General features: G+C 59.7%; 6 protein-coding genes. 3 read left to right on the forward strand and 3 right to left on the reverse strand.

The window, feature by feature from the left end; translation table 11 throughout:
* Window positions 1-219: 219 nt before the first annotated feature.
* Window positions 220-7,347 carry a TcdA/TcdB pore-forming domain-containing protein gene (locus tag CAF76_RS19585; RefSeq protein ID WP_085648108.1) on the forward strand — a complete coding sequence of 2,376 codons (7,128 nt, stop codon included), beginning with the start codon at window positions 220-222 and terminating at the stop codon, window positions 7,345-7,347.
* Window positions 7,348-7,435: 88 nt separating this feature from the next.
* On the opposite strand, the gene CAF76_RS19590 is transcribed toward CAF76_RS19585, so the two are convergent.
* Entirely contained in the window at window positions 7,436-8,032 is a 597-nt protein-coding gene (locus tag CAF76_RS19590) for a MarC family protein (RefSeq protein ID WP_085611013.1), read from the reverse strand.
* A 234-nt stretch (window positions 8,033-8,266) separates the two neighbouring features.
* Here CAF76_RS19590 and CAF76_RS19595 point away from each other — a divergent pair, with 234 nt between their 5' ends.
* Both CAF76_RS19595 and CAF76_RS19600 read left to right on the forward strand, forming a co-directional pair.
* A complete protein-coding gene (locus CAF76_RS19595) occupies window positions 8,267-9,058 on the forward strand; it encodes a hypothetical protein (RefSeq protein ID WP_085648109.1) in 792 nt (263 codons plus the stop codon).
* Window positions 9,059-9,106: 48 nt separating this feature from the next.
* Window positions 9,107-9,790 (forward strand): hypothetical protein, encoded by a 684-nt coding sequence (locus CAF76_RS19600; RefSeq protein WP_085648110.1) that lies wholly within the window; start codon window positions 9,107-9,109, stop codon window positions 9,788-9,790.
* Window positions 9,791-9,818: 28 nt separating this feature from the next.
* On the opposite strand, the gene CAF76_RS19605 is transcribed toward CAF76_RS19600, so the two are convergent.
* Both CAF76_RS19605 and purD read right to left on the reverse strand, forming a co-directional pair.
* On the reverse strand, window positions 9,819-12,593 hold the full coding sequence (locus tag CAF76_RS19605) for a hybrid sensor histidine kinase/response regulator (protein ID WP_064593225.1): 2,775 nt from the start codon (window positions 12,591-12,593) through the stop codon (window positions 9,819-9,821).
* Between the two features lie 102 nt (window positions 12,594-12,695).
* Window positions 12,696-13,988, reverse strand: a complete 1,293-nt coding sequence (gene purD / locus CAF76_RS19610; protein WP_085648111.1) for a phosphoribosylamine--glycine ligase — start codon at window positions 13,986-13,988, stop codon at window positions 12,696-12,698.
* Between the last annotated feature and the right edge of the window lie 97 nt (window positions 13,989-14,085).

Raw genomic sequence — 14,085 nt, forward strand, 5'->3', positions numbered from 1 at the left:
AGTTTTGATGTGGCGGGAAGTTTCCGTTGAAATTGTTTGAATGGCTTGTTGTTTGTTGAGTTGGTTTTTTTATACTAGTTTCGCTTCCGGAAAGTGCGTGTCGATCTGTTGTTTGTGCATTGATATCAACTTGTTGCAAGAGCGATTTTTTTGTAATGGGGTATTTGTGCGCGTGATTTTCAATCGGCTCGTGTAATTTGTTATTTCGGGAGTTCACGTATGCGGGAAATTAATAATGATGTTGCCGATGTCGGTCATCTGAAGTTTGCGACGTTGTTCAAATTTTCCGAATTTGAGCAGGCTCTGCAGCCTTACAAGGACAGCGCGCAATATGACGCGGCGCTTCGTTACTATTCTGCGTGTATCGATCTGCTCGACTCGCCTCGACTGTTGCAACCGCTGGCGCTACTCAAGCAGGCACTGGGAGAATTGAACAAGGGGCGAGTGCGCCGTAGTTTAGACAAGGCACCGGTATCGACACCGGACGGCGGGACAGCGCCGGATCTTGCGCAGATCTTTGACAGGCTCGAAGTTGTCGAGTCGCGCCTGCACTCCAGTGTCGGGTTGATGAAACTTCCGGCTACGGCCGTGCCGAAAATCCTGCACTTCGTCTGGCTCGGTGGCGGGCTTGGCGAGATCCAGCGCGACTACATCAATCTCTGGAAACAAGTGCTGGCTGGAGAGGGTTACAAGATCAACCTCTGGTATGACAGTGATGCCATGTTGGCGCATGAAACCAATCGGCTGATCAGCGAGGCAGCGAAACTGCACAGCCTGCAGAACGGCGGTATGGATAGCTCCACTGAAGCGCAACTTGGATCAATGTATGAGGCGCGGGCCATCGTACTGAAACAGGAGATGTTCGCGCACATCAATCAGGCTGTTGCAAACGGGGTGTCGGCTGATGAGGCTCGGACGCAGTTGTTGAGTCGGGCGTACGGACAGCAGTCAGAAAGACTCAAATCGTTGAAAGAGCGCAATTTGCAGAGCGTGCATGCGTTGGTCGGTGGCGACTTGCAGTTGCGTGATCTCGCTGGGGCTGCGCAACCCATGCGGCTACAAGCGATCTACGATCAGGAGATGCGCTTGCGCGGCAATCTTGCCGCCGGATCCGATGTCGTGCGGCTGGAGGCATTGCTCCCCGAAGGGGGGCTGTACGCGGATGTCGATAATCTCCCGCCGTTGGTGAAGGTACTGGGCGGCGTGGACATCAGTACGGTCGGAAGCGATGGCCAGCGGGGGATTTTACAATTACTGCTGGACCACAATCCGCACTGGATGCCGGGGCGCCAGGCGGTGCGCGGCGGGTACACGGATTATGCCGACAGTATTCCCGCAGAGCATCGCCAGGCGCTGGAAGCGTTCGCCGGAAGCCGCCCTGCGCTGAATCAGGTTTTCCAGCCCCCTTCCGATCTCCTTGCACGCCCCTACATGTTGCGTGCTGTGCGTGAGGGCAATTCGTTGAGCAATGCCTGGCTGATGGCGCACCCGGGCTCGCCAATGCTGGAGGCCGTCATGCAGCGGCTGGGTTTTAACTATCAAGTGGTCAACGCAGTGTTCCGGACGGCGGCTGAAAGAGGTGTAGCCCCTCACGACGATGACTCCATGCAAGCCCTGGCGATCGCGGAGCTTGAGGATCGCCTCGGTGCCCTGGAGGGGCTGTCGGACGAGGATGAAATCGCGATGAGATATCTGGCGGACGCCGCTGCCAGTTACTACAGCGACGGCATTCGCCTTGAACGTGAGGGCACGATCTATCTCACCGGACCGGCTGCCATGCGTCTTGGCATGGGAGATTACGAGCAGGCGCATTTCACCCCGCGTGCTGGCGAAGCCTCTCGGGCTGAAGTCGGCATTGAACCGAAGGGCACGGTCAGTCGTTCAAGCGAGGAAGAGCTGGATCATTCCTGGAAAGAAAACGGAGCCGATGAACAACAGTGGGTCAGGAACGAACAGCAGCGTTTTCGCGACGGCCGATACACCACCCGTTACGCCGGCGACCTCGACGAACTGCTCAATCATTCCACCGTCGAGTTCGAGCTCGGCTGGCCGCTCATTGAAGGGCGCCATGTTCTGCTGACCGGGCTGCTGCAACGCCTGGCCGAGCGTCTGGGTAAACCGTTTACCCAGGCGATGATGAACGGCCATGACGGCCCGGTAGTGTTCGTCGACCGGCTGCCACTGGATTTCGACGACCGTCAGGCGATCCGCAATCAGGACACGCGGCTGCGACCACCGGCTTCTCTGGCCAATGAACAGACCCGGAGCCTTGCGCTGGACGAAGTGCTGGTGCGTCTGGGGGCGGGCTCCTTGCAACGGGCTCACCTCAGTCCGTTGCAGCGCCTGACACTCGGGGCCTTGCTCGGCGTTGAATCGCTGGATGAACAGAGTTTGCTGGCGCAGAACAGTGTGATGGAAAACCTGATCAACAGTGTCAGGGAGCGCGGGACTTCGGGACGGTTCGGGGCGATCGAGCAGCATCTGTTTCAGCGCAGGGACACCGCATTCGTTGCCGGGTTGAACAGTGTCCAGCACGAACTGCCGATGGACTTGCCGAATGCGCTGAGTCTGAAGAAAGCCGCCCTGGCCGGGGCGACGACGCTGTATGAGTGGGGGCAGCAGGTCGCGCAGATCAAGAAGGTGGCCCTCCAGGAGCATCGTGAGCAAGTGCAGGATCGCCTGGAGCAGGTGCTCAATCAGCTCGAGGGCGGTGCCGTGAAACTGGCGCCACAGGACCTGCTGATGCACGGAATGGGCGACATGACTGCCGGGCGCTGTTTTCCTCTTGCGCTGGCGATGAGTGCAGCCATCACTGAGGGCAAGGCTGCCACCCAGCGATTGCACGAGCGTTTTTACCTTGCGGTACTCGAGCCGGAACACGCTGACACAATCGCCTTTCTGGGGGCACTTGAGGAGATGCGTGGCGTGAAGTATGTCGATGTCGGGACTCCGCTGGGGCGGCTGGATCTGGACCAGGTTACGGCGACCCTCGAGGAGTCTGTCGGTACTCGAACCTTGATGCTCAACTCTGACAATCATTCGATGCTGGTTGCTCGTACCGTCAACGGCACGGAAGTCATCTACCACTTTTATGATCCCAACTTCGGCCTCTTCGAGTTCGAGACTGCTGCCACATTCAGAGCGGTACTGACGAGATTTTTCCAGAGAGGCATGACCAGACATTACGCCGCCTATGGTGAGCCTGACCGTCCGCAGTTCGATCTGATCGATCTCCAGGGGGAACGGGTAGCCGATCTGGATCTGTCGAGCGGTGCCAAGGTGGCACACCTTTTAAGGGAGGATGCGTTGCCGAGCATGCCGCTGCGCAGGGTTCGCCAGCGGCTTTTCAGCGCACACGGACAATCGCTGGTTGAAAATCCACACCTGGCCAGCACATTGCTGCAGTCCGACAGCCACTGGTGGGCCGAACAGGTCGCAGACGTGACTTCGCGGTTGCAGGAGGGGCATGAGTCAGTGTCGCCACTGGTGCCGTTATTCGAGTCGCTGGAGGTCACCCTCGAGGGCACTTATCGGGTGAGCATGCTCGATCCGAAGAGCGGCGAGGTGATGGCAACGGTCATCAGCCGCGACAGCCGTCTGCTGCGGATCAAAAATTATCTGGCCGAGCTGTTTTCGACGCTGGCCCAAAAACGTACCCGGGCCGGCGCGCCAGTCGATCCGACGGAAGCTTCCGCTGTTCACACCCTCAACGCCGGGTTCGCCGTTCAGGCGTTGATGAATGCCTTGCGCGACCGCGAAGGTGAAGGCCGCACATTGACCACCGCCGTGCAATGGCATGCCTACGTCAACTATGCGCAGCTGGTGCATGGCAATCTGGTGGACGTGGCGGGGCTGGTCGGGGTCCTGCAAACGGCATTGCGTGATGAAAGGATCATGGCCCGGACCACTGGGCAAGTGGTGGCCGAAGCGCTGGCGCCACTGACCGCCAGAACTTTGGGCAATGTGGCGGGGCATGTGGCCAATGAAGGCGTTGGCGCGGTACTGGGGCTGGCCAATGTCGGGTTCGATATCTATCAGTTGGCGAACGCAAAGAACGATGTGGAGGTCGCGACATACGGTACTCAGTTGGGCTTTGACGCGGCGAGCCTGGCCCTGACCGGTACAGGGCTTGCTGCGGCGGCCCTGGGGGCGGGTACGGCCGCTGCGGTGCTCGGTGGCGCCGGGGTGATTCTGGGCGGGCTGGCGATCGGGGTGACCGCGTTGGCACATGCCTACGCCATCATTGCCGAGGAGGCAAAAGCCGTCGGTCTGTTCTTCGATGAAATCGAGCAGGCTCATCGCGGTGCCGGCTACCGGTACGACGGCACGCAAGGTGCCTGGCTGCCGCGACCGTCGCTGATTATCAGGCAGCTGGATCTGGGCAACGGCAGGATGCAGCTGGACAGTACCCGGCTGTATCCGCTGCGTGATCATTTCGGAGTGCCGGAATTCGAAGCCGATTACTCACGCGCCATCAACCTCAGTGCCGAGCTGGGCTATCCCGACGAGATGAGTTTCGCTCCGCATGCCGATCAACCCATCGTTTTACCCTGTACACCGCTGAACTGTTATCGCTACGAGTACAAGACCCTGCCGTTTGTCTCGGTGTTTCACGACAAGGGTTTTGACATTGCACGTCGCCTGGAAAAGAAAAAACCGGACGGCCAATGGCTGTTCCTGTTTTCGTTCTATTCCTTTCCCAGCGAATACGTCGTCTATCGGATTTATCCCGATTACCGACCCACCGACATCACCGTCAAGCTTGATGCCCGCGAGCGCAAGTTGGTCGTGCCGGTGATCCCGTCCCTGTGGCGGGGCAAGGTTTCCTATCGGCTGCAGGGGGGCGGCGGGACTTGCACGCTGGTGCTCAATCCCGGTGTCGACGTTGAGTTGCAGACGATCGGTGCGCAGAAGGATCGCTGGATTATCGCGGCGCCCTGGGCTCGTGAAACCGACATCGTGTTCGGCGAGGACGGCCGGTTCAGCGTCAAGGATTGCCGGTTCAAGGTCAGTGCCGGTGTTCCACCTGATCTGTATGTGCTACTCGAAGGCGGCAACCTGTTCAAAGTCGAAGGCCGCATACTCACGTTATTGCTGGACCACCCCCCTCAGGAACAGCACGGACAGGTATTGCAGAATCATCTGCAGGAACTGGCCCGGGCCCATCGGCTGGTGCTGCCCTACACGCCGATCCACGATTATCTGATTCCATTCGAACCAGCCGATGCACCGCGTTACACCACCGGTTGGTACGACGCCCGTGAGGACCGGGTTCTTTACGTGCGCAATGATGACGTGTCGGCCGACGATGCGCAGTTGTCGGTCGTGGTGGGCGAGTCGGCGTTTTTTCAATCGGCCGAGGGTTTCGAAATCTGGCAGGTCGAGGCGAACACGGGATTGCTCAGCCATCGCTATCGTCTGTTGTTCAAGCCGCGTGGCACCAGCTCGATTCGCAGTGTGGAGGCCGACGGGCAGGGTGTGGTTCATGTGGTGCAGGAGTATCTGCAAGCAGACGGCCGTGTGGAGCGCTTCAATTACCTTATTCACGATGGGCAGTTATGGTTGAGTTCAGTCACGCGCGGTCTTGAACCGGCATTCGAGGCGCTCCTCGATGAGACGGCCCCGTTGACCGATTGGACGTCTGTGCTCGGCGAGCAGATCGTGCTCAAGTCGAGTCATGACAAGTCCTACGCGACGGTCCACTGGCAGTTCGCGCCCTATGTGTCGATCTGCTGGATGATCGAAAAAAACCTCCGTGACATGGCCTGGATCCGCACCCGCGACGACCTGATCATTCGCCCGGTGCCGCGTCGTCATCGCGCCCGGGGCTGGGCCGATTCGATCCAGAATCTGAACGACCTGATGCTGCTGACGGTGGCTGATGACAGCGATGTATTTGTCATCTATGACCGTAACGCGCAGACCCTGTGCCGGACGCAGTGCACGGTGCTCAAGGGCAAGATGCAATGGGCTCATCGTTGGGTGCAGCCTGCTGGACTGAAGCAGATTGCGGCACAGGAAAGCGGCTATCTGGCGAGTACCGCAGAGGGGCTTTCGTTTGAAATCGACAGCACCGGTGAGGTGCGCTTCGCCGGCGTGAGCGAACAATGGCTCAAGAGCCGCACCCAATGGTGGCTGGCGCTGGAAGGGCTGGCCAAGCGGTACTCCGTTGAACGGTTCACGATTGTCGGCGTTGTCAATGCCACCGGCGACGCGCGTTTGCATGCCTGGTACGTGGATAACCATCTGGTGCTGAGTGGGGCGCGGCAGGGCGATGTACGTCTTCTGGGACTGACCCCCGACAGACAGGCGGCGTGGTTGTTCGAACCGGCGGCAGGGCAAGTCTGGCGTCAGGCGTTGATCGATCCGCAGCGACTGGATCAGGCGTTCGGAACCGCTGCGCAGCTATTACACGCTGAGGTGTTGCCCCCGCCGGAACGGCAATGGGCACCGTGGAGCTTCGCCGACGTCAGGATCGACGGTACGGGGCTGCTGGGCACGACCCTCGATGGCCAGGTGTTGCAGTTGCACGCTCAGGCGCAACCTGTGCTGGCTGGTGTGGCGCTCGATTGGGTGGTCGCTCATGACGAGCACCTGATTCGTGACCTCAAGGCCATGCTGGTGAACCAGGCGCATCGCCCGTTCATTTCCATCGCCACCCGCGACGCCAGCGCGTGCTGGTACTTCGTCGACAGTGCGCGATTGATCCGGATCGCAGCGCAGGATCTACCCGGGGATTACGAGTTGCTGGGCGTGCGGCGACACACGGATGTCCTTCTGAACGATTCAGGGCAGCGACTGATTCGGGGTTATCCGAGCAAGCGGCAGATCGGGCCGCTGGATTACGTCCAGCGCAACGCCGAGGTGCTGGTGATCGAAGGGCAAGTGGATGTGCCGAACCTGTTGCCGCTGATTCCTGATGGTGTGCGCACACTGGTGGTGCGGATGGGCCACGGCTCCATGAAGTGCCATCTGTCGCAGGCTCTGACGCGCAGGCTGGATCGGCTGGTCATTGATGCACGGTTCCCGCTGGCCGGCCCGCCCGCGGTGATGAGTCGCCTGATCTGGTCGCTGGACACATCGCAAGCGGTGGAGGTCGGCGTTGTCGGGGATCACCTGGTGCTGATCGATCCTGATTCCGGACTCTGCGTGTTGTTCCGTGATGCCTGCGCGAACGATCCGGCGTTGCACGGCGACGTCATACTCGAGGTCAAGGGGTTGCGACCTTGCCAGGTATCGACGCTCGCCCGAGGGATGTTGGGGCGCAAGGGCGGGACAGGCAGCGTGACACTCAAAAGCTTGATAGAGGAGGCGAAGAGCAACCTCATGACTGAATCAACGATCTGAGTTAACGATTCAGTTGTGCTTGAAAGATAGTTGTCAGTGACCAAAGAAGACCGCCGATGGAAGTATTGGCGGTCTTTTGCATTCCGGTCTATGGCACCAGATAGCCCTTCACCCCGGTGAAGATGATCTGTGCGGCCAGCGCGCACACGAACAATCCCATCAGGCGACTGACGATCTGCAAGCCTTGATCGCCGAGGATCCGTTCGATGCGATTCGACAGATAAAGCACGATACCCACGGTAAAGCTGGCCAGGGCGATGCTCATGATGGCGGTGAGTTTGTCGTCCCAGTGGGGCTGACTGACGCCCATGACCAGCAACGCACCAATAGTGCCCGGGCCGACAGTCAGGGGAATGGTCAGCGGCACGATCGTCACGTCCTGCTGCACATTGTCCGTCTGCACCACCGACTTGCCTTGCGCCATGCCCAGTGCCGAGATGAACAGCACGCTGCCGGCGCCGATCCGGAAAGCATCTACGGTAATGCCGAACACATCGAAAATCACTCGCCCGAACAAATACAGAAGAACGCTGGAGACCAGCGTGGCGATCGCCACTTTCCAGGCCAGGCGTCGTTGCTCCTTGCGCGAATAACCACGGGTCAGGCTGATAAAGCAGGACAGCACGAAGAACGGGCTGTAGAGCACAAGCATCTTCAGGTAAACGCTGAACAACACATGGAGCATGGTTTCGACTCGCCGCTGTGGAGTGGACGACGTGGAGTCTATCAGTGGTTTAGTTGTTTGTGTCTGGAAGCGTGGTTTTAATCAGGTTTGATTTAACTTGTGTGAAAGTTGCTAAGTGAGTGGAAAGTTCAGATATCAAGTTACATGTTTTGCTTTGTTGTTTGTTTGATACTTGGTTATTGTTATTTGGCAAGTTCATGAGGAGCTTGTGATTCTAACTAATGGATGTGTCAAATGTATAATCAAGCTGTTCGTGAAAGTTATGTAAACACCTGTCTTGAAATGCTGGGTGAGTGTGATATCGGTGATCCGCTGATTATCAAGCCACGTGGCTTGCAGATTTCCGGTGATGATGTTGAAGCGCCGTCGCGCGGTAGCATCGTCGGTGAGGGCGTGCTGGGTTTCTCCAGTAACCTCACTGGCGATAACAAGTCCGATGCGCAGAATGCTTTTTTATTCGCAACGCGTGCAGCAAACAAAAAATACCCTGAAGAATCTCAGGGCAAGGAATGGTACCTGTACTTCCGGGACATCATGACCATGGCAGGCTGGACCCCTGTCAGCCGTTACTACAGCGATCTGCAAGTGGGTGGTACCAGTGTTCGCATGGACAAACTGGTTCTGGAGATTCTGTCTTCGGTCGTCGCGGGTGTTGCCTTGCCTGGCCCAACCAGCGCATTGATGCTGAAAGTAGCGGGCGATGCCATTGCCGCCCTGCAAAAGCGTGATACCGCAGCACTGACCGTTTACGAACGCAATCTGCTCGAGCATGGCGTCGGTGGTGTTTCCAGCGCCGCCTGCGTGGAAGTCGACGGTGAAGCGATCATGGCGGTCGGCGCAGTGCGCTTCCTGCGTCGGAACACCTCGACCAAAGTCATGTTTGTGGATCTTGATATTCGTAATGTGAAGTTGTATCGCGGTGAAACGGTATTTGCCAAAAATACATTCGTGGCGGATGGCGTGCGTGAGTTGATCAAGAACAAGTTGATTCCGCACAAGGACAAGATTGACGAGATCGACATTTGATGAGTGAAAAGGCGGCCGTAACAGGTCGCCTTTTTTACGGGGGACGATATGAAACTTGATTATTCGGTTTTGATCGTTGGCGCTTGCGTGATGTTGCTACCGGCAGCGGACGATGCGGATAGTTACAGCGATCTGGTCAACTCAGTGTTGTTGGCGCAGTTGGCCGCGAGCAAGAAAGTCGAAAAGTCGCAAGGTACCGACTGGTATGACGCCTACATCCAATTGATGGATGACTACTGGCTGCGCTACGCGCGCGCCCGACAAGACTGGTCCGTCAATGAGGGGGATGTCGAATCCGTCAGCGAATGGATCAGTGGCGCTATTGCCAAAGGTGGTTCGCAAAACGCCAGTGTGGCGGTGGCGACCTTGCAGCGTTTGGCTCAGTTATCGGGAGCCGAACCCGTCATGGCGCTGCTGCGAGCTCATGTGCAAAGGACCATGTCCCTACCCGATGAGGCTCATGCCCCTGCCGGACCCGTTCGATTGCTAGCGATCATCGCCTCGACGCCAATGCGCATTTCGAGCGTCTATGTTGAGTTCCAGGCTCATGGGTCTATCGAACTCAACCCGCTGGCCCAGCGTTTCGAAGCACGGGACATACAGGGAGCGGTCTGCTTGCGCTACGCCAAAGCCAGTTTGTCGGAAACACTCTACGGGCCTGTACGTGATGCCATCGCCTTGAAAGTCAGGGACAGGCAAGCGGCTCACGTTTTGGCGATGGCTGTTGAATAGCGGCGAGACGCTTGATCGGCAACGCCGCTCAGAACGTTGAGGCGGTGCGATTCTGTTGGTCACGCTGCGCCACCCAGTGTTCGATCAGCTCACGCAGTTGCGACAACTCCACCGGTTTGGCCATGTGCCCGTCCATCCCGGCCTGCCGCGCGCGCTCCTTGTGTTCAGCGAGGATGTGCGCTGTCAGCGCAACGATCGGCGTGCGAATGCGCTGGTTGCTGACTTCCCATGCGCGCAATTGCTGAGTCGCCGAGAACCCGTCGAGGATCGGCATTTCGCAGTCCATCAACACCAGGTCGTAACGCTGGGCTTTCATTGCCTGCAAGGCTTCTTCGCCATTGCTGGCGGTGTCCGGTTGCAGATTGAGTTTGCCGAGCATGCCGCGGATGACCTTGGTGGAAATCGTGTTGTCTTCGGCCACCAGAATGCGGAAGTCGCTCGGCACCTTGACCGGCGCAGCGGGGCTGGCCGGCTGCGGCTGAAACACCACCTGGCCACGGTTGCGCTGGTTCAGTTCGTCGGCGAGCGTGGTCTTGAGGGTATAGCCGGCCACCGGTTTGGCCAGGATGCGCTTGATCCCCGAATTGCGCGCGATGATCTTGCTTGGCGCATTGCTGATGCCGGTAAGCATGATCAGCAGGATGTCGTGGTTCAGGCTCGGGTCTTCCTTGATCTTGGCCGCCAGTTGCATGCCGGTCATGCCGGGCATGTTCTGGTCCAGCAGAACCACGTCGAAATAGTCGCGCAGGTGCGCCTTGGTACGCAGCAGGGCCAGCGCTTCCTTGCCCGACGGCACGGCGCTGACGTTCAGGCCCCAGGCGCTGCATTGTTGCACCAGCACCTTGCGGCAGGTGTCGTTGTCGTCGACCACCAATACGCGTGCGCCTTGCAGCGGGCTGTCGAGGTCCGAGGTCGGGTGCTCCAGGCGATCGGGATCCAACGGCAGGGTCAGCCACAGCGTACTGCCCTGGCTGGCGCCGCTCTTGATGCCGAACTCGCCCTGCATCAAACGGATCAATTGGCGGGCGATCACCAGCCCGAGGTTGCCACCCAGACGGTTGGCCGACAGGAAGTGCTTGCTGTGCAACTCGGCGTGCATCAGCGCGTCGCGCTCTTCCTGATCCATCGGCTGGCCGCTGTCCTGCACGGCAATGCGCAAGCGTGGCCCGGCGCTGCGTTCGTCGAGGGCGACCACCACCAGTACTTCGCCTTCCTCGGTTTTCTTCAGGGCGTTTTCCAGCAGGCTCAGCAGTGTCTGGCGCAGGCGCGTCGGATCACCACTGATGACCCGTGGCACTTGCGGCTGGATGAAACTGATCAGCTCGACGTTCTGCTGTTCGGCCTTGGCGCGGTAGATGCTCAGGCAATCGTCGATCAGCGCGTTGAGGTCGAACTGCACGTCGTCGAGTTCGATCTGCCCGGACTCGAGCCGCGAGATGTCGAGGATCTCGTTGATCAGGGTCAGCAATTCGTTGCCGGCGCTGTGGATGGTTTGCACGTAGTCGCGTTGCTTGACCGACAGCGGCGTGCCGAGCAGCAGTTCGGTCATGCCCAGTACGCCGTTCATCGGCGTGCGGATTTCGTGGCTGATCTTGGCCAGGAACTCGGCCTTGGCGTTGATCTCGGCGTTGCTCGCGGCGAGGTCGCGGCTGATGCTGAAACGGCTTTCGGTAATGCTGCGCTGACGTTCGCCGAGGGCGATGCTCATCAGCAGGCCACTGATGCAGATGAAACCCATCAGGGTCATGATCAGGCCTTGCGGCGCCACCAGGGTCAGCCCCAGCAAGGCCGGGAGAATGATCAGTGTGCCGATGTTGAACACCACCATCGCGGCAACGAACAAGCGGGCAGGGCGGTAGCCTTTCTGCCAGTGATAGAAACCCACCAGCAGCATGCTCAGCCCAGCCAGGGCTACGAGCGCGTAGGTGATGATGTTCAGCGGCAGGGTGTTGACGAACAACAGCAGCAGGCTGCAGATCACGATGAACAGGATGTCGCCGATCAGCAGCTTGTTCAGCGGATGCGGGCCGAGCGGCGCGAAGAAACGGTAGGCGAACATCAGGCCCGCCGGTGCGGTCAGCAGCAGGGCCAGATAGGCGCCGGGAGTCTGGATCGCATGCCAGTTCGGCAGCCATGGACCGGCGAGGTTGAGCAACAGCAACAGGCTCAGGCTCAACAGGCCTTCACACACCGCGAGCCACAGACTGCTGCGCGAGCGGGTGTAGGCGTAGCGGATCAGGTTGTGCAGGATCAGCATCGCCAGACAGCCGAACAGCAGGCCGTAGATCAGCGTCTGGTTGTGATTGGCCGCGGCCATCACTGCCGATTGCAGGGTGATATACGGGCGCAACTGGTGATCGGAGACCAGTCGCAGGTAGACGTCGAGGGGTTTGTCGCTTTGCGGCAGCGGCAGCATGAAGTCGCTGCTCGGCAGCGGTCGCTCAACCTGGGGCTGAGCGGTACCGGTGTCGCGTTGTTCGATCAGGCGATCGCCGTCGAGGACATACAGATTGAGGTGCGACAGGTCGGGGGCGAAGATCCGCAGCACTTGTTCGTGCGTGCCGGGCGCCAGCCTGAAGCGCAGCCACAGGGCGCCATCGGGTTCGGCCGCGGTGAGGCGGTCAAGCTCGATAGGGCTGAATTGATTGGTGTAGCGGGCGGAGCGGATGTCGCTCAGCTGCAGGTTGCCCTGATCGTCAAGCAATACCGACCAGCCACTGCCTTGCGCGGCCTGGGCCGGGAGCATGCAGAGCAAGGTCAACAGCGTGACGGTGAAGCCTATGGCAATCCTGAGCCAGCGCACGGCGAAATCCCTTCGTAGGTTGATGCCAGAATATAACGATGCGCAGCGTCGGAACAGTCCGGCAAGGGCGATGAGCCCCTGCCGGAAACACAGCGTAGCTTATTACTGAGACTCACCGCGTTCACGGGAAATGGCGCGGTAGCCAATGTCGGTGCGGTAGAAGCAGCCTTCCCAGTCGATGGCCTTGGCCAGTTTGTAGGCCTGCTCCTGGGCGGCGCCGACGCTGGCGCCCATGGCGGTGGCGCACAGCACCCGACCGCCGGCCGTCACGACGTTGCCGTCCTTGAGCGCAGTACCGGCGTGGAAGACCTTGCCTTCCAGTGCGGCGGCTGCGTCCAGACCGTTGATCGGCGCGCCCTTGGCGTAGTCGCCCGGGTAACCGCCGGCGGCCAGCACGATGCCGACGCTCGGACGTGGATCCCACTGCGCTTCAACCTTGTCCAGCGCCTGGGCCAGTGCTGCTTCGACCAGCAGCACCAGGCTCGACTGCAGACGCAGCATCACCGGTTGGGTTTCCGGGTCGCCGAAGCGGCAGTTGAACTCGATGACCTTCGGATTACCGGCCTTGTCGATCATCAGACCGGCGTACAGGAAACCGGTGTAGACGTTGCCTTCGTCGGCCATGCCGCGCACGGTCGGCCAGATCACTTGGTCCATCACGCGCTGGTGCACGTCGGCGGTGACCACCGGTGCAGGGGAGTAAGCACCCATGCCGCCGGTGTTCGGGCCGCTGTCGCCGTCGCCGACGCGTTTGTGGTCCTGGCTGGTGGCCATCGGCAGAACGTTCTTGCCGTCGACCATGACGATGAAGCTGGCTTCTTCGCCGTCGAGGAATTCTTCGATGACAACGCGCGAACCGGCGTCGCCAAAGGAATTGCCGGCGAGCATGTCGCGCACGGCGTCTTCGGCTTCGGCCAGGGTCATGGCGACGATCACGCCTTTACCGGCGGCCAGACCGTCAGCCTTGATCACGATCGGTGCGCCTTTTTCACGCAGATAAGCCAGGGCCGGCTCGATCTCGGTGAAGTTCTGGTAGTCGGCGGTCGGGATCTTGTGGCGTGCCAGGAAATCCTTGGTGAAGGCTTTCGAGCCTTCCAGCTGCGCGGCGCCGGCGGTCGGACCGAAGCAGTCCAGGCCACGGGAGCGGAACAGGTCGACGACGCCAGCCACCAGCGGTACTTCCGGGCCGACGATGGTCAGGGAAACGTTTTCCTCGGCGAAGTCAGCGAGCTGCTCGAGGGCCAGCACGTCGATGGCGACGTTTTCGCACTTGGCCTCAATCGCGGTGCCGGCGTTGCCCGGTGCGACGAAAACCTTCTGCACGCGCGGATCCTGAGCCACTTTCCAGGCCAGGGCGTGTTCGCGGCCACCGCTGCCAATGATCAAAACATTCATTTCAAAAACCTCAAAATTCTGTCAGGCGCTGCTGGAGCGCTTTATGTGGGAGCGAGCCTGCTCGCGAAAGCGGTGTGTCAGTCAACGTCAACGTCGC

The organism is Pseudomonas sp. B40(2017), assembly GCF_002112855.1.
In the GTDB taxonomy this organism is placed as follows: Bacteria; Pseudomonadota; Gammaproteobacteria; order Pseudomonadales; family Pseudomonadaceae; genus Aquipseudomonas; species Aquipseudomonas pharyngis.